Annotated in this window: 18 protein-coding genes and 1 pseudogene; 9 read left to right on the forward strand and 10 right to left on the reverse strand. The window is 73.9% G+C overall.

Features of this window, described 5'->3' with window-relative positions:
• Positions 1–61: 61 nt before the first annotated feature.
• A complete protein-coding gene (locus QC282_RS03790; protein ID WP_279547778.1) occupies positions 62–241 on the forward strand; it encodes a hypothetical protein in 180 nt (59 codons plus the stop codon).
• Positions 242–349: 108 nt separating this feature from the next.
• On the opposite strand, the gene QC282_RS03795 is transcribed toward QC282_RS03790, so the two are convergent.
• Positions 350–1,090, reverse strand: coding sequence for an SDR family NAD(P)-dependent oxidoreductase (locus tag QC282_RS03795; protein ID WP_279547727.1), 741 nt, complete (start codon positions 1,088–1,090; stop codon positions 350–352).
• A gap of 623 nt (positions 1,091–1,713) precedes the next feature.
• Between QC282_RS03795 and QC282_RS03800 the strand changes: the two genes are divergently transcribed.
• The 3 genes from QC282_RS03800 to lnt all read left to right on the forward strand — a co-directional run bounded on the left by QC282_RS03800 (position 1,714) and on the right by lnt (position 4,107).
• On the forward strand, positions 1,714–1,911 hold the full coding sequence (locus tag QC282_RS03800) for a hypothetical protein (protein WP_279547728.1): 198 nt from the start codon (positions 1,714–1,716) through the stop codon (positions 1,909–1,911).
• 79 nt (positions 1,912–1,990) lie between these two features.
• Positions 1,991–2,464, forward strand: a complete 474-nt coding sequence (locus tag QC282_RS03805; protein WP_279547729.1) for a nuclear transport factor 2 family protein — start codon at positions 1,991–1,993, stop codon at positions 2,462–2,464.
• 68 nt (positions 2,465–2,532) lie between these two features.
• On the forward strand, positions 2,533–4,107 hold the full coding sequence (lnt, locus tag QC282_RS03810) for an apolipoprotein N-acyltransferase (RefSeq protein WP_279547730.1): 1,575 nt from the start codon (positions 2,533–2,535) through the stop codon (positions 4,105–4,107).
• Here lnt and QC282_RS03815 read toward each other — a convergent pair.
• Both QC282_RS03815 and QC282_RS03820 read right to left on the reverse strand, forming a co-directional pair.
• Entirely contained in the window at positions 4,031–4,936 is a 906-nt protein-coding gene (locus QC282_RS03815) for a Gfo/Idh/MocA family oxidoreductase (protein WP_279547731.1), read from the reverse strand. The genes lnt and QC282_RS03815 overlap by 77 nt on opposite strands.
• Positions 4,933–6,168, reverse strand: coding sequence for an FAD-dependent monooxygenase (locus QC282_RS03820; RefSeq protein WP_279547732.1), 1,236 nt, complete (start codon positions 6,166–6,168; stop codon positions 4,933–4,935). The genes QC282_RS03815 and QC282_RS03820 overlap by 4 nt, the downstream gene beginning before the upstream one ends.
• A 98-nt stretch (positions 6,169–6,266) precedes the next feature.
• Between QC282_RS03820 and QC282_RS03825 the strand changes: the two genes are divergently transcribed.
• The 3 genes and pseudogenes from QC282_RS03825 to QC282_RS03835 all read left to right on the forward strand — a co-directional run bounded on the left by QC282_RS03825 (position 6,267) and on the right by QC282_RS03835 (position 7,758).
• Positions 6,267–6,890, forward strand: a complete 624-nt coding sequence (locus tag QC282_RS03825) for a TetR/AcrR family transcriptional regulator (protein WP_279547733.1) — start codon at positions 6,267–6,269, stop codon at positions 6,888–6,890.
• Positions 6,891–6,902: 12 nt separating this feature from the next.
• Positions 6,903–7,166 (forward strand): annotated as a pseudogene (locus tag QC282_RS03830) (DUF664 domain-containing protein); the annotation flags it as partial.
• A gap of 151 nt (positions 7,167–7,317) precedes the next feature.
• Positions 7,318–7,758, forward strand: coding sequence for a hypothetical protein (locus QC282_RS03835; protein WP_279547734.1), 441 nt, complete (start codon positions 7,318–7,320; stop codon positions 7,756–7,758).
• A 23-nt stretch (positions 7,759–7,781) separates the two neighbouring features.
• Here the strand turns inward: QC282_RS03835 and QC282_RS03840 are convergent, their stop codons facing one another.
• From QC282_RS03840 to fabG, 5 genes are all read right to left on the reverse strand, one after another.
• A complete protein-coding gene (locus QC282_RS03840; protein ID WP_279547779.1) occupies positions 7,782–8,303 on the reverse strand; it encodes a hypothetical protein in 522 nt (173 codons plus the stop codon).
• A 123-nt stretch (positions 8,304–8,426) separates the two neighbouring features.
• Entirely contained in the window at positions 8,427–9,110 is a 684-nt protein-coding gene (gene ung, locus QC282_RS03845) for a uracil-DNA glycosylase (RefSeq protein ID WP_279547735.1), read from the reverse strand.
• A 91-nt stretch (positions 9,111–9,201) separates the two neighbouring features.
• Positions 9,202–10,785, reverse strand: a complete 1,584-nt coding sequence (locus QC282_RS03850; RefSeq protein ID WP_279547736.1) for an ABC transporter substrate-binding protein — start codon at positions 10,783–10,785, stop codon at positions 9,202–9,204.
• Between the two features lie 194 nt (positions 10,786–10,979).
• Positions 10,980–11,738 carry an SDR family oxidoreductase gene (locus QC282_RS03855; protein WP_279547737.1) on the reverse strand — a complete coding sequence of 253 codons (759 nt, stop codon included), beginning with the start codon at positions 11,736–11,738 and terminating at the stop codon, positions 10,980–10,982.
• 12 nt (positions 11,739–11,750) lie between these two features.
• Positions 11,751–12,512 (reverse strand): 3-oxoacyl-ACP reductase FabG, encoded by a 762-nt coding sequence (gene fabG / locus QC282_RS03860; protein WP_279547738.1) that lies wholly within the window; start codon positions 12,510–12,512, stop codon positions 11,751–11,753.
• A 300-nt stretch (positions 12,513–12,812) separates the two neighbouring features.
• Between fabG and QC282_RS03865 the strand changes: the two genes are divergently transcribed.
• Entirely contained in the window at positions 12,813–13,382 is a 570-nt protein-coding gene (locus QC282_RS03865; protein WP_279547739.1) for an excalibur calcium-binding protein, read from the forward strand.
• A 279-nt stretch (positions 13,383–13,661) separates the two neighbouring features.
• Here QC282_RS03865 and QC282_RS03870 read toward each other — a convergent pair whose 3' ends face one another.
• Both QC282_RS03870 and QC282_RS03875 read right to left on the reverse strand, forming a co-directional pair.
• A complete protein-coding gene (locus tag QC282_RS03870; protein WP_279547740.1) occupies positions 13,662–14,078 on the reverse strand; it encodes a DUF3037 domain-containing protein in 417 nt (138 codons plus the stop codon).
• Entirely contained in the window at positions 14,075–14,830 is a 756-nt protein-coding gene (locus QC282_RS03875; protein ID WP_279547741.1) for a HipA family kinase, read from the reverse strand. Before QC282_RS03875 ends, QC282_RS03870 begins: the two co-directional genes overlap by 4 nt.
• A gap of 156 nt (positions 14,831–14,986) precedes the next feature.
• Between QC282_RS03875 and QC282_RS03880 the strand changes: the two genes are divergently transcribed.
• On the forward strand, positions 14,987–15,448 hold the full coding sequence (locus tag QC282_RS03880; RefSeq protein ID WP_279547742.1) for a Rieske (2Fe-2S) protein: 462 nt from the start codon (positions 14,987–14,989) through the stop codon (positions 15,446–15,448).
• Positions 15,449–15,455 lie beyond the last annotated feature (7 nt).

Consider the following 15,455-nt stretch of genomic DNA (forward strand, 5'->3'; position numbering starts at 1 on the left):
AGCCGCTCGGTAGCGCAGCGTCAGTCCTTGCCCCTAGGCTTGGCGCATGTCCCCCGATTCCGTGACACCGGATTCGCCGACACCGGAGTCCGTGCGGTCCGCCGCCGAGGTGAACGAGCAGATCCGCGCCCTGTGGCTGCGCACCGGTGGGTCCCTGTCGGCCCAGGAGCGCGTGGAGTACGAGCAGTTGGTCGTCGAGTGGGCGGCCGCGATCCGCAGCACGGTCATCGAGGCCGCCTGACTCCGGTACGCCCGGGGGGGGCCGACTCCGGGTACGGCCGGGGGGCGTCGCGGGCCGGTGCCCCCCGTCCCTGTCCCCGTCCCCGTCCCCGGCAGGCGCCGGACCGCCTCAGCGTCCGCCCGCCACCCGCAGCACCGCCCCCGTCGTGTACGACGCGTCCGGTGACATCAGCCAGGACACGGCCGCCGCGATCTCCTCGACGCGGCCGGGCCGGCGCAGCGGGATCGCGGGCGCCAGCCGCCACGGACGGTCCGGGTCGCCCATCGCCGCGTGGATGTCGGTCTCCACGGTGCCCGGCGCCACCGCGTTGACGCGCACGCCGTCCGGGCCGAGTTCCTTGGCCAGGCCGACGGTCAGGGCGTCCACGGCGGCCTTCGTCGCCGCGTAGTGCACGTACTCGTCCGGGCTGCCGAGCGTCGCGGCGGCCGACGACACGTTCACGATCACGCCGCTGCCTCGCGGCACCATCAGCTGCGCCGCCCGCCGCGCACACAGCAGCGCCCCGAGCAGGTTGACGTCGACGACCCGGCGCAGGTCGGCGGGGTCCGCGTCCACGAGCCGCCCCAGCGTGCCGGCCACACCGGCGTTGTTCACCAGCCCCGTCACCGGCCCGAGTTGACGCTCGGCCGTGTCGAAGAGGCGCGCCACGTCGGCCTCGACCGACGTGTCCACCGGCACGGTCACACCGCGCGCCCCCGCCGCGCGCACCCCGTCCGCCACCGCCTCGGCGGCCTCGGCGTCCCGGACGTACCCCACGACCACGTCGTGACCGTCCGCCGCGAGCCGCAGGCAGACCGCGGCACCGATCCCCCGGCTGCCACCGGTCACCACCGTCACGGGACGGGACATGAGACACCTCCACGAACGCGAACGATCAAGAGCCCTCAGCCTCTCAGACGGGCGGGCGGGCCGTGCTCCGGGGAGCGCGAGAGGCGTCACCACCTCACCGCTCCGGCCCGTCGCGCCCGCGGTGGACGACGACCGGGGTCCGCGTGTGCCCCGTGGATGTGCGAGGGGCGCTCGCTGGATAGGGTCAACCGGCGCGTTCCCGTCGGCGACCGGCCGCCCTGGCGAACGCGGCATCAGGTGCCTCGACACGCAACACACCAATGCGCGGGCGCGCGAGGCCCGTTGGCCACCCAGAAAGGGCACCGTGTGCGGAAATCGCGGCCACCGCGAAACCTTCGCCGCGATCGCCCGGAATCCCGCCGCGCCGGCCGACGTGCTGAGGAGGCTGTTGTGCGAGGAGGCACGTGCGGCCTGGGACGCGGTCGCCTGGCGTGAGATGCCGCAGGAGGTGGTCGACGCCGTCGTCGCGCATCCCGACCGCCGGCTGCGGACGGCGTTCGCCGACAACGTCGCGGTGCCCGCGGAGCAGCGCGCCCGGCTCGTGGACGACCCCGATCCGCGCGTCCGGCAGGCACTGGCTCTCGGGCCGGACCGGTTCCGCGTGACCGCGCCCGCCGCTGGCCGTGCCGGTGCAGCAACGGCTGCTCGCCGACCCCGACGCCCGGGTGCCTGCGACGGCCGCCGCCCACCCCGCGCTGCCCGTCGAGCTCGTCCTGCGCGCCTGCGAGGACCCCGAGCTGTCCTCCCACGCCCTCGGCAACCCGAGTCTGCCCGCGCAGGCCATGCACCGGTACCTGGACGAGGCGGGCGTTCCCCGCTGAGCGGGCCGTCGGGAACGGCGGGCGGCCCGGTCGCGGCGCGGCTCTTGGCGTGGCACGCCCCGTGCCCAAGACTGTGGCGATGACGCAGCGCGTGGAACTCGCCACTGTCCGGGACCGGCTCGCCGTGGACGACGTGATCACCGACTACGCCGTGGCCGTCGGGGACGGCGACTGGACGGCGTACCGGTGCCTGTTCGCGCCGGGCGGCCGTGCCGACTACCGGTCGGCCGGCGGCATCGCGGGCGAGGCCGGGGAGGTCGCGGCGTGGCTCGCCGAGCGCCGGGGCGAGTTCCCGGTGCGGCAGCACCTGGTCGTCAACCGGCAGGTGCGCTTCGGCGTCTGGGACCAGGACACCGGCGACACGGTCCACGTCCGCGCCGACTACGTCAGCCCGGCGCTCCCGGCCGGCGACGACGCGCCCGTCCACGTGTCCGGGGGCCGGTACGCCTTCGCGCTGCTGCGCACGCCGGACGGCTGGCGGCTGAGCGACGTGGTCGCCGAGGAACTGTGGCGCCGCGCTCCCGGGCCGTCCGGCGCGCCTGTGATCAACTGAACCGGGGCCCTCTGTTCCGGATCTTCCGCGGGGCGCACACTGGAGGCACCGCGGGGTAGGAGGCGCGCATGAAGACGCTCGGCCACTGGCTCTCCTCCCCGTGGCGGCGCTCGACCGCCGCGGCACTGGCGGGCGCCCTGCCCGTCCTGGCCTTCCCCGCCCCGTCCCTGTGGTGGTTGGCCTACGTCGCCCTGGTGCCGTGGCTGCTGCTGGCCCGGGGTGCGCCGACCGGGCGGCGGGCGGCGTACGACGGCTGGTGGGGCGGGTTCGGCTTCATGCTGGCGATGCACCACTGGCTGCTGCCGAACCTGCACGTGTTCACGTTCGTCATCGCCGCGCTGCTCGGGGCGCTGTGGGCGCCCTGGGGCCTGCTGGTGCGCCGCCTGCTGGGCGGGACGCCGTCCCGGCGGCGGGTCGGCGCGGCCCTGCTCGTGCTGCCGTCGGGCTGGCTGCTGGCCGAACTGGTCCGTTCCTGGGAGGGTCTCGGCGGGCCCTGGGGCATGCTCGGTGCGAGCCAGTGGCAGGTCGAGCAGGCGCTGCGGCTGGCGTCGGTCGGCGGAGTGTGGCTGCTGAGCTTCCTGGTGGTCGCCGTGAACGTCGCGGTGGCCGTCCTCGTCGCGGTCCGGCGGGCCCGCGTGCCCGCCCTGGCGGGATTTGTCGCCACCGCCGCCGCCACCTCCGCCGCGTGGGTGTGGTCGCCCCGCCCCGACGTGGACGGCCTGGCCAGGATCGCCGTCGTGCAGCCCGGCGTCGTCGCCGGCGCGAACAGTCCCGACCGGCGCTTCGACCGCGAGGAGCAGCTCACCCGGCGGCTGGCCGGCCAGGACGTCGATCTGGTCGTGTGGGGCGAGAGCAGCGTCGGCTTCGACCTGCGCGACCGGCCGGACCTGACGGACCGTCTCGCGTCGATGTCCCGCGCCACGGGTGCCGAGATCCTGGTCAACGTGGACGCCCGGCGCTCCGACAAGCCCGGCATCTACAAGAGTTCGGTGCTCGTCGGCCCGGACGGCCCGACCGGCGACCGCTACGACAAGATGCGCCTGGTGCCGTTCGGCGAGTACGTCCCGGCCCGCTCCCTGCTCGGCTGGGCGACGTCCGTCGGCGAGGCGGCGGGCGAGGACCGCAGGCGCGGCAGCGGGCAGGTCGTGATGGACGCGGGCGACGGGCTGCGGGTCGGCCCCATGGTGTGCTTCGAGTCGGCGTTCCCCGACATGAGCCGGCACCTCGCCGAGGACGGCGCGGACGTGCTGATCGCCCAGTCGTCGACGTCGACGTTCCAGCAGAGCTGGGCCCCCGGGCAGCATGCCTCGCTCGCGGCGCTGCGGGCCGCCGAGACCGGCCGCCCGATGGTGCACGCGACCCTGACCGGCGTCTCCGCGGTGCACGGCCCGGACGGCGCCCGCGTCGGCCCCCGGCTCGGCACGGACACCGCCGGGGCGCGGGTGTACGACGTTCCGCTGGCGCACGGCAGCACGCCGTACGTCCGCCTCGGCGACTGGCCGGCGCACGCCGCGCTGCTGGTCCTGGCCGCCTGGTGCGTGGCGGAGGGCGCGCGGGCCGTGCGGCTCAGGCGGCCCGCTCCTGAACCGCCCGCACCACCCGCTCGCACAGTTCGTGAGTCTCCAGCGCGTCCCGGGCGCTGAGCACCTTTCCCGCGCGCACCGCGTCCAGGAAGGCGAGCACGGCCTGTTCGATGCCGCGCTGCCGGGCCACCGGCACCCAGTCGCCGCGCCGCCGCACGGTCGGCTGGCCCTTGTGGTCGATCACCTCGGCGAGGTTGACCACCTGGCGCTTGGTGTCCTGCCCGGAGACCTCCAGGATCTCCTCGGCGGAGCCGCTGAGCCGGTTCATCACGCCGAGCGCGGTGAAGCCGTCCCCGGCGAGCTGGAGCACGACGTGGTGCAGCAGGCCGTCCCGGACGCGGGCGCGCACGGTCACGTCGTCGACGGGGCCGGGCGCCAGGAAGCGGAGCGTGTCGACGACGTGGATGAAGTCGTCGAGGATCATCGTGCGGGGTTCCTCCGGCAGCCCGACCCGGTTCTTCTGCATGAGGATCAGCTCGCGCGGATGGCCGGCGCACTGCGCGTACCCGGGGGCGAAGCGCCGGTTGAACCCGACGGCGAGGCTCACCCCCCGCTCCTCGGCGAGCGTCACCAGCCGCGTGGAGTCGGCGAGCTCGTAGGCGAGCGGCTTGTCGACGTACGTCGGTACGCCCGCCGCCAGGAGCCGGGTCACGATCTGCGGGTGGACGGCGGTCGGCGCGTGCACGAACGCGGCGTCGAGTCCCGCCGCGAGGAGCGAGTCGAGGTCCGTGTGCCGCTGTCCGGGCGGCAGGTGGAGGCCGTCGGCGACCCGGACGAGCGTCGCGGGCGTGCGGGTCTGCAGGTGCAGTTCGACGCCGGGCAGGAAGGCGAGGACGGGAAGGTAGGCCTTCTGCGCGATGTCGCCGAGTCCGATGCAGCCGACCTTCACGGGGTGTTCTCCTCTGACGCTTGCCTGCCGGGGTGCTGCCGAAGCATAGGGCCTTCCTCGTTCCCGGCCGCGCTCGGTCCGGCGGCGTCGCCGGGTGGCCGCCAGTCGGCGATGCCGTCGAAGCCGCGCAGGAACAGCGCGGGTGCGGCGGCCGACAGCGCGGTCACGGCGGCGTCGCGGACGGCCATGACGGCGCGGCTGGTGGTCATGTTGAGCCGGGCGACCCTGACGGCCTGCGCGGCGACGCGGGTGGTGCGGGGCAGCCGGGCGGCCGTGTACGCGGTGAGGTCGTCCTGGTGGTGGGCGAGGACGATCGCGTCCTCGATGGCCTGGTTGCCGCCCTGTCCGAGGGTGGGCGGCATGGCGTGCGCGGCGTCGCCGACGAGGGCGGCCCGGCCGCGGTGGAAGGCGGGCAGCGGCCGGGCGAGGTGGTGGACGTCGTGCCGGAGCACATCCTCGGGGCGGGCGGCGGCGAGCACGGAGGGGACGGGTTCGTGCCAGTCGCCGAAGCGGCGCAGCAGTTCGGCCCTCTCGTCGTCGGGGGCGCGCCGCCCGGCGGGGCCGACGGCGGCGGCGTAGGCGTAGACCCGGCCGTCCTTGAGCGGATGCGTGCCCCAGATGCGGCCCCTGCCCCAGGTCTCGTGCGGGGCGAACTCCGGGCCGGGCACCGGAATCATGACGCGCCAGGTGGTGAAGCCGGCGTAGACGGCGCCGGGATGGTCCGGGAACAGGACGCGGCGCACGGCGGAGTGGACGCCGTCGGCGGCGACGACGAGGTCGGCCTCCAGTACGCCGCCGGGCACGCTCACGCGGGCCGGGCGGTCGGCGTCGCCCGGGTCGGCGAGGGTCGCGGCGGTGCCGGTGCGGACGGTGCCCGCCGGCAGCCGGGCGGCGAGCCGGTCGATGAGCGTGGCGCGGGGCAGCAGGACGAGAGGGCCGCCGAAGCGTTCCGTGACGGCGGTCGCGCTGATGCGGGAGAGCCGGCGCCCGCTCGGGGTGCGCAGTGCCCCGTCGCCCGGCCGGGCGTCGAGCGCCCGGATCTCGTCGCCGAGGCCGATGACGTCCAGCGCGCGCAGCGAGTTGGGGGCCAGGGAGATGGCGGCGCCGACCGGCTCCAGGGAGCGGGCCCGCTCCAGCACGGTGACCTGCCGGCCGCTGAGGTGCAGGGCCACCGCCGCGGTCAGGCCCCCGATCCCGCCGCCGATCACCACGGCCCGCCCGGACTGTGACATGGCTCCTCCTCGTGCCGCCCTGGAAGGCGCGACTACAGGTGTAGTGCGTCTCCCGCCGACGGTACTACACCTGTAGTCGGGCGGGTAGGTTGGGCTTCATGTCCGTACGCACCGCCGGCGCCCCACGCGCCGACCTAGTCGCCGACGCCGCCCTCGCCCTGCTCGCCGAGCGCGGCATGCGCGGGCTCACCCACCGGGCCGTCGACGAGGCGGCCGGACTCCCCCAGGGCGCCACGTCGAACGTGGCGCGCACCCGCCAGGCGCTGCTGGAACTGGCGGTGCGGCGTCTCGCCGAGCGGGAGGCGCGCGTGCTGGCGCTGGACGAGCTGCCCGACCCGCGGGCCGGACTCCCCGCCCTGGTGGACGCGCTGGCGCTGGCCGGGCACCGCGCTCTCACCCGCAACCGGGACCTGACCCTGGCCCGCTACGAACTTGCCCTGGAAGCCACGCGCCGCCCCGAACTGCGTGCCTACTACGACGCCACGGGCGCCCAGTTCCGCACGCGGCTGACGGCCCTGCTGACCGCGGCCGGTTCGGCCAGCCCGGAACGGCACGTGCTGTCCCTGGTGGCCTGGGCGGACGGGCTGATGTTCTCGTGCGTGGCCGGGTCGTTCAGCGGCGAGGTGCCGAGCGCTCAGGACGTACGGGCAAGTCTGCGGGAGTTGCTGTCCGGGATGCTCGGCGCCGGAAACCCGCTGGTGGCGCCGGACGCGCGTGAATGAACAGGCGGGCATGAGACCGATCCGGAGAGCGAGTTCCACCTCACCGGGGCGGACACCTGGCAGGAGGCCCGCGCCGCCTGGCAGGCGGAGATCGGCACCGCCCGGCGCAACGCGGCCGACTTCGGCCCGGACGACACGGGACGGGGCCGCAGCGGGCTCACGCGGAAGCCCATCAGCCTGCGCTGGATCTGCACCCACATGATCGAGGAGTACGCCCGCCACAACGGCCACGCCGACCTGCCGCGCGAGCGCATCGACGGCGTCACCGGCGACTGACGTCACCTCGCGCCGCCGCGCCGCCTCCGTACGGGGCGGGACATCACCCGTGCGGGGCATACCGCGCCGGTCTCACGCCCCGGGCGCCCGCCGACCCAGCAGAGTTGCGCCCGTGCATCGAACGACGACCACCGCAACGCTCCTGGTGACCGTGGCAGTCTCGGCCCTGACCGGCTGTGTGACGGTCCAGCGCCCGCCCTCACCGGGTCCGCCGACGGCTCCCGTCCACCCGCCGGTCCCCCGGACGGACGGGCGGGCGCAGCCGCGGATCGTGCAGGCCCCGGCCCGTGAGGCCCTGGAGCGCATCTCCCCCTCCCGCGAGGCGGCACCGGGCGTCCCGGCCACCCGCCGCCCGGCGGCACCGGTCCCGCGGCGGGCCGGGCAGCAGCCCGAGCGGTCCCGGCAGGCCCCGCGCACCCGGTCGCCGCACGCCGAGCCGCGCCCACCCCGCGCCGGCCTCCCCGCCCTGCCGGACCGGGTCCGCGAGGGCGTCCCCGGCGACACCGACGTGTGCGCGCTGGGCAGGACGTACGGCGGCTGGCGGCCGGACAGCCCCGAGGCGGCCATCTGCCGCCGGACGTACGGGAACTGAGGGCAGGACCGCCGCCGCGTCCCCTACGGCCGCTGCCGCGGAGGGCGCCACCCGGGGCCGTCTCCGGGGCCGCCCTCCCGCAAGCGGGTCTCCAGGCGTCCGATGGCCGCCCGTACGCCGTTGCCGTAGCCGTCGTCGGCGAGGGACTCGGACGCGGCGCGGGCGCGGCCGAGATGGGTGCGAGCCGCGTCGCGGTGGCCGAGCTTGACGTAGTCGGCGGCGAGATTGAGATGCAGGGAGGGGTACAGGGCGCGGACCGCGAGGGTGCCCTCGTGGGCGGCGAGGCGGTCGTCGGTGAGTTCCTCGGCGGCCGTCAGCGCCCTCAGGTCCCAGGCCAGTTCGTCCGCCGGGTCGTCCTGTGCGTCGGCCATGTAGTGCGCCAGCGTGCACCGGTGCAGCGGGTCGCCGTCCTCGCCGATCTCGGCCCACAGGCTCAGGAAGCGCTGCCGGGCCTCCTCGCGGTCCCCGGCGTGATGCAGCATCACGACCTGGCCGATCCGCGTCATCACCGCGTCCGGTGCCGCCTGCTCCTGTCGCTCCGCCACCGTGTCCTCCGCGTTCGCCGACTGGTCGGTCCCGACGCTAACGGCAGGCACGGACAATCCCGGTCAGGGCGCTCCGTGCGGCACTGGACCGGCCCGGTGACGGACCGGCCCGGTGCCCCGCGGTCAGCCGAGGTTCGGGATGCGCCAGTCGACCGCCTCATGGCCCTGCAGCGCGATCGCCTCGTTGATCTGCGTGAACGGGCGGGAGCCGAAGAACTTCTTCGCCGACAGCGGCGAGGGGTGCGCCCCCTTCACCACCACGTGCCGTGTGGCGTCGATCAGCGGCAGCTTCTTCTGCGCGTAGTTGCCCCACAGCACGAACACGGCCGGGTCGGGCCGCTCGGCCACCGCGCGGATCACCGCGTCGGTGAACCTCTCCCAGCCGCGGCCCTTGTGCGAGTTGGCCTCGCCGGCGCGGACCGTGAGCACCGCGTTGAGCAGCAGGACGCCCTGCTCGGCCCACGGCATCAGATAGCCGTTGTCCGGGATCGGCGTGCCCAGCTCCTCGTGCATCTCCTTGTAGATGTTCCGCAGGGACGGCGGGACGCGCACGCCGGGGCGGACCGAGAAGCACAGCCCGTGGCCCTGGCCCTCGCCGTGGTAGGGGTCCTGACCCAGGATCAGGACCTTCACCTTGTCGTACGGCGTGGCGTCCAGGGCCGCGAAGACCTCCTCGCGCGGCGGGTAGACGGCACCCTTCGCCCGCTCCTCCTCGACGAACTCGGTCAGCTCCTTGAAGTAGGGCTGCTGCAGCTCGTCGCCCAGAACCCCGCGCCAGGACTCGGGCAGCATGGCGATGTCGGTCACGTCAACGTCCTTACGGTGTGCGGTCGCTTCAGACCTCAGAACCTACCGGCGCCCACTGACAACGGGTCCGGCGGACCGCACGGTCCGTGCGTTACCAGCTGGTCTTGCGGTGCAGCTCCCACATCATCATGATCGTCGACGGGTCCATGGCCCGCTCCGCGCCCGAGATGTCGTTGCTCGCGCCCACGTACTGCCTGCCCTGCCACAGCGGCAGCAGGCGCGCGTCCTTCACGAGGATCTCCTGGGCCTCCTCGAACTGCTTCACCACGTTGCCGCGGTCGCTCTCCCGGCGCGAGCTGGGCAGCAGATCACTGGTGATCCTGGTCGCCGGGTAGGGCGTGCCGAGGGCGTTCTGCTCGCCGACGAAGGGGGCGATGAAGTTGTCGGGGTCCGGGAAGTCCGGGGACCAGCCACGGCCGAACACCGGGTACTCGCCCTTCTGGTAGCCCGCGACGTAGGTCTTCCAGGGGCGGCTCTTGAGGGTGATCTCGAAGAGGCCCGACTCCTCCAGCTGGCGCTTGAGCTCCTTGAACTCCAGGGCGGTCTCGGAGCCGTACCGGTCCGTGGTGTACCAGAAGGTGAGCGGGACGGGCGTGGTGATGCCGGCCTCGGCGAGGATCTTGCGCGCCTTGCCGACGTCCGGCTCGCCGAAGTCGTCGAAGAACGGGGTGGTGTGGCCGGTGAGGCCCTTGGGGACCATCGAGTACAGCGGGACAACGGTGTCCTTGTAGACCTTGTGCGCGATGGCGGCGCGATCGACGATCTGGGCGACGGCCTGCCGCACGGGCTTCTTGTTCGCCATCGGGTCGTTCGGGTTGAACACCAGGTAGTTGATGTCGGTCCCCGAGCCCTCGACGATCTGGATCTCCTCCTGGGAGTTCTTGCTCTGGAGGGCCACGATGTCACCGGCGGCGAGACCGCGGTAGGTGAGGTCGATGCGCTTGCTCCGCAGGGCCTTGACCATGCTGGCGGAGTCCGCGAAGTAGCGCACGGTCACGGCGCTGTTCTTGTGCTCCGCGAAGCCCTTGTAGCGGTCGTTCTTGACGAGTTCGGCCTTCTTGCCGTCCTCGTACGACTCGAGGTTGTAGGGCCCGGAGCCGAGGATCTCGCCGTCCTTGCGCAGCTCGTCGGCCGGGTACTCCTCGGGGCTGACGATCGACATGGCGGGCGTGGCCAGGACGAACGGGAAGGTGGCGTCCGCCTTGTTGAGGTGGAACACCACCTCGCGGTCGCTCGGCGCCTGCACCCGGTCGAGGCTGCTGAGGAGACCGGCGGGGCCGCCGTTGACCTCGATGGTCCTGATCCGGTCGATCGAGTGCTTCACGGCGGCAGCGTCGAGCGGGTCGCCGTTGGAGAAGGTGAGGCCCTCGCGCAGCTCGCAGCGGTAGACCTGGTTGGAGCTGTCGGTGAAGCCGCACTCCTCGGCCGCGTCCGGCTCGGGCGTGGTCGCGCCGTCGGGGTAGGCGAGCAGCGTCTGGTAGATGTTGCGGAACAGCTCCCACGAGCTGTCCCACGAGGCGGCGGGGTCCAGCGTGCTGGGGGCGCTGGTGGTACCCAGCACGATTGGTCCTTCGTCGTCCGGGGTATCGGAAGACAGAACACCGCACCCGGCCACCAGCGATGATATGGACGCGATGGCCGCCATCCGCCGCAGGCCTCGGTTCCGGTTGAACACGCGCACGCTCCTCGATCTGCCGTACCAAGGGTCGGCAGACGATACCGCAGCACCGCGCCGACGGGACCTCCCCGGACGCCGTGACCTTGAACGACGCGCCCTTGACTACGTTGTCACCCTCCGCCGCGGCACCGCCGTGCCGGGACGGGCGCCCGTCGTCCGTCGTACGGGCGCCCCTACCACCGCTGTACGGGTCAGGCCACGCCGGCGTTCAGGAAGATGCCGCCGTCGACGACGAGCGTCTGCCCGGTGACCCAGTCCGACTGCTCCGACGTGAGGAACGCGGCGGCGCCGCCGATGTCGGAGGGCACGCCGAGCCGGCCGAGCGGGTAGGCCGCGGCGGCCTCCGCCTCCCGGCCCTCGTACAGGGCCTGCGCGAACTTGGTCTTGACGACGGCCGGGGCGATCGCGTTGACCCGCACGCCGGGCGCGAACTCGTGCGCCAGCTGCACGGTCAGGTTGATCATCGCGGCCTTGCTGACGCCGTACGCGCCGATGAACGGCGAGGGCGCCAGGCCCGCCACGGAGGCGATGTTGACGATCGCGCCGCCGTTGTCCTTCTGCCAGGCGTGCCAGGTGCGCTGGGCGAAGCCGAGCGCCGAGACCACGTTGGTCTCGAAGACCTTGCGCGCGACGTTCAGGTCGAGGTCGGCGATCGGCCCGAACACCGGGTTCGTGCCGGCGTTGTTGACCAGGTAGTCGACGCGGCCGAAGGCCTCCATCGTGCGCTCGACGGCGACGGCCTGGTGGGCCTCGTCGTGCGCCTTGCCGGCGACACCGATGACCCGGTCGGCGCCGAGCTTGTCGACGGCCTCCTTCAGGGCGTCCTCGTTGCGGCCGGTGATGCAGACCCGGTCGCCGCGCGCGACGAGCGCCTCGGCGACGCCGTAGCCGATGCCGCGGCTGGCGCCGGTGACGAGGGCGACCTTGCCGGAGAGTTCCACGGAAGTCATGTGCGTGTTCCCTTAGTTGAGCGGTCCGCCGGCGACGTACAGCACCTGGCCGGAGACGAAGCCGGCCGCGTCGCCCGTGAAGAAGGCGATGGCGTTGGCGATGTCGTCCGGACGCCCGACGCGCTGCACCGGGATCTGCGAGGCGGCGGCGGCCTGGAACTCCTCGAAGCCCATGCCGACGCGTTCGGCGGTGGACTTGGTCATCTCGGTGACGATGAAGCCGGGCGCGACCGAGTTCGCGGTGACGCCGAACTTGCCGAGCTCCTTGGCGAGGGTCTTGGTGAAGCCCTGGAGGCCGGCCTTGGCGGCGGCGTAGTTGGCCTGGCCGCGGTTGCCGAGCGCGGAGGACGAGGACAGGTTGACGATGCGGCCGAAGCCGGCGTCGACCATGTGCTTCTGGCAGGCCTTGGACATCAGGAAGGCGCCGCGCAGGTGCACGTTCATGACCGTGTCCCAGTCGGAGGCGCTCATCTTGAACAGCAGGTTGTCGCGCAGCACGCCCGCGTTGTTGACGAGGATCGTCGGCGCGCCGAGCTCCTCGGCGATGCGCGCGACGGCCGCCTCGACCTGTGCCTCGTCGGAGACGTCGCAGCCGACGGCGATCGCCCGGCCGCCCGCGGCGGTGATCTTCTCGACGGTGTCCTTGCAGGCGGCCTCGTCGAGGTCGATCACGGCGACCGCGCGGCCCTCTTCGGCCAGTCGTACGGCGGTGGCGGCGCCGATACCGCGCGCGGCACCGGTGACGACCGCGACCCGCTGCTCAGTGGTGGACATTGCTGCTTCTCCTCGCCCTAGGGATGCGGCTCTCGTGCGGCGCGTCACGATGGGTGAGCGACCGCTTAGTACCTTCAGCAGACGTGACGCTAGAAGCCCTGGCACCCGGTGTCAACGGCACACCGTGCGCGTGTGATCCATTCCCCGTCCGTCCGGCCCCGGAGCGTTCCCCTCCCGGCCCGCGCCGGCCCCGCCGGGCCGGGCGAAAAGCACCCGATCGGCCCTCGGCCGCGCGCGCGGGCGCCGCGCTGTCCCTAGCGTCGACGCCCGAGCCACTCGTGGCCGGAAAGGAGGCGCATCATGCGCCGTCGCACCGGTGCCATAGGCACGCTGATCGCGCTCGCCGCGGCCGTTCCGCTGGCCCACCCCGCCCACGCCCAGGACCTGGACTGCCGCGACTTCACGTACCAGGAAGAGGCGCAGGCCGTGTTCGATCTGGATCGGAGCGATCCTCACCGCCTCGACGAGGACCAGGGCCCGGACGACGAGAGGGCCTGTGAGGCGCTCCCCCGGCGCGGCACCGGCCTCACGTCGTCCACCAGCTCGCCCAGGACCATGACTCCCACCACGGCGCCCACCGGGACCGCGACGCCCACCACCGCGCCGGTGACCCCGACCGCGGCGCCCACCACCGCGCCGGTGACCCCGACCGCGCCGGTGACCCCGACCGTGGCGCCGACCGCGACCGCGGTGCCCACCGTCCCCGCCACCACGCCGACCGGCACCGCCCCGGCGACCCGTGGCGTGCAGGGCGGTGTCGGCGGCTCGTCGGCGGGCGGGCCGACCGGCGGGGACATCGCGGTGGGCGCGGTGTTCGTGACGGTCGCCGCGCTGGCGACCGGCTACTGGGTGAGGCGCCGCCGGACCTGACGGCCGCGCCGCCGCGCACGCCCGGTCAGCGCCATGGCGATCGGACGGACAGCCGTGCCGCTGCGCACGCCGGGTTGGCCTCCGCCGTCCGTGCCCGTCCCCTCGCCGGGTCACCGCCATGGCGATCGGACCGACGGCCGTGCCGCCGCGCGCGCCGGGTCACCTTCGCCGCCCACACCGGTGCCCCGCCGGGGCGCCGCCACGGACACCGGACCTCACAGCCGGGCCGGCTGCCCGCGCCCGGTTACCTCCGCCGCCCGTGCCCGTGCCCCCGCAGGGTCACCGCACGAGCAGGTCGAGCAGGCGTTCCGCCTCGGCGGCCGGGTCGGTGGTGAGCCCGGTGTGCACGGGGCCGGGCTGGACGACCGTGGAGCGGGGCGCGACGAGCCAGCGGAAGCGCCGTCCGGCGTCGTCCCGCGCCGCCTGCCCGGCCGCCTCGCCGCCCGCGCACACGCCCTCGACGGCGCGCAGCGCGGCCCGGACGCCCGCCACGTCCGCGTCCGGGTCAAGGGCCAGCAGGCGGGCCTCGTCGAGGTGGGTGCGGGCGACGACGAAGGCCTTGGCGCGGCAGTACAGGAGCACACCGGCGTTGACGAACTCGCCGCGTTCCACGCGCGGTACGGCCCGCAGCACGGCGTACTCGAAGACGTCCCGGCCGCCGCCCTGACCCGCCCTGATGATGTGGCGCTCGGTCACTGTTCCCCCTCGATGCGCTGGTGGACGACGGCCGCGCGGGCGAGCAGGGGCCGCGCGTAGGCCCGGCGGAGGTCGTCCGGGGTGTCGAAGCCGGGCTCGCCGGTCAGCCAGACGTCCGGGATCTCCGCGGTGACCTCGGCGAGGAGGTCCTCGGTGACGAGCGGCGCGAGGTCGGCGGCGGCCGTGGCGACGTCCGGGCGGAAGGGCGCGAGGGCGTGTTCGGAGGCGTCGTAGGGGCGGGCCGCCGAGGCCTCGGCGCCGGGCCAGTTGTGGTGCCAGATCACGGTGGCGCCGTGGTCGATCAGCCACAACTCCCCCCGGTGCACGAGGAGGTTGGGGTTGCGCCAGGAGCGGTCGACGTTGTTGACGAGCGCGTCGAACCACACGATCCGCCCGGCCTCCTCGGGGCTCACCCGGAAGGCCAACGGGTCGAAGCCGAGCGCGCCGGACAGGAAGTCCATGCCGAGGTTGGTGCCGCCGCTGGACTTGAGGAGTTCCTGGACCTGCTGGTCGGGTTCGCCGAGCCCCAGCACCGGATCGACGTGGACCGTCACCAGGCGCGGCATCCGGAAGCCGAGCCGGCGGGCGAGTTCGCCGCAGAGGACCTCGGCGACCAGCGTCTTGCGGCCCTGCCCGGCGCCGGTGAACTTCAGGACGTACGTCCCGAAGTCGTCGGCCTCGACGAGTCCCGGCAGCGAACCGCCCTCCCGCAGGGGCGTGATGTAGCGGGTCGCGATGACTTCCTTGAGCATCGCCCCAGGTTACTGGGGCATCGGGGGCCGCAGGGGCACGCGGGGCGACGGCCGGCCGCGACGCGGGCGGATCTTCCGCGACGGGTGAACGAGTCGGGGCCGCGAGCCGTATGACTGGGTGGATCACGTGAGTCGGCAGCCGGAAGGAAACCCGCCATGACCAGCGCATCGTCTCAGCCCGCGGCCCACCGTCCCGCATCGGGACCCGCCCGTCGGACCGTCGTGGTGGCGGTGGGAGCGGCCGGGTTCGCCGCCGCGTTGACCGCGTGCGGCTCGGACGACGGATCGTCCTCGGTGTCCTCGGACGCCGGGGCGTCGTCGGGCGGGTCCGGCGCCGTGCTGGCGAGGACCACCGACATCCCGGAGGGCGGCGGGAAGATCTTCAAGGAACAGGGCGTGGTGGTCACGCAGCCGACCGCGGGCACCTTCAAGGCCTTCTCGGCGAAGTGCACGCATCAGGGCTGCGCGGTGTCGGGCGTCGCCGACGGTGTGATCATCTGCCCCTGCCACAACAGCACGTTCTCCGTCGCCGACGGCAGTGTGCAAAAGGGGCCCGCGACGAAACCGCTGCCCGCCGAGCAGATCACCGTGGAGGGCGACTCGATCTCGCTGGCCTGACCACCGG

The sequence above is a fragment of the Streptomyces sp. DH24 genome (genome assembly GCF_029813775.1).
Taxonomy (GTDB): Bacteria; Actinomycetota; Actinomycetes; order Streptomycetales; family Streptomycetaceae; genus Streptomyces.

Coding starts and splice junctions, on each gene's coding strand:
- QC282_RS03880 (WP_279547742.1), top strand. CDS start 14,987: ATGACCAGCGCATCGTCTCAGCCCGCGGCCCACCGTCCCGCATCGGGA.
- lnt (WP_279547730.1), top strand. CDS start 2,533: ATGAAGACGCTCGGCCACTGGCTCTCCTCCCCGTGGCGGCGCTCGACC.
- QC282_RS03820 (WP_279547732.1), bottom strand. CDS start 6,168: ATGTCACAGTCCGGGCGGGCCGTGGTGATCGGCGGCGGGATCGGGGGC.
- QC282_RS03805 (WP_279547729.1), top strand. CDS start 1,991: ATGACGCAGCGCGTGGAACTCGCCACTGTCCGGGACCGGCTCGCCGTG.
- QC282_RS03875 (WP_279547741.1), bottom strand. CDS start 14,830: ATGCTCAAGGAAGTCATCGCGACCCGCTACATCACGCCCCTGCGGGAG.
- QC282_RS03825 (WP_279547733.1), top strand. CDS start 6,267: ATGTCCGTACGCACCGCCGGCGCCCCACGCGCCGACCTAGTCGCCGAC.
- fabG (WP_279547738.1), bottom strand. CDS start 12,512: ATGTCCACCACTGAGCAGCGGGTCGCGGTCGTCACCGGTGCCGCGCGC.
- QC282_RS03865 (WP_279547739.1), top strand. CDS start 12,813: ATGCGCCGTCGCACCGGTGCCATAGGCACGCTGATCGCGCTCGCCGCG.
- QC282_RS03855 (WP_279547737.1), bottom strand. CDS start 11,738: ATGACTTCCGTGGAACTCTCCGGCAAGGTCGCCCTCGTCACCGGCGCC.
- QC282_RS03795 (WP_279547727.1), bottom strand. CDS start 1,090: ATGTCCCGTCCCGTGACGGTGGTGACCGGTGGCAGCCGGGGGATCGGT.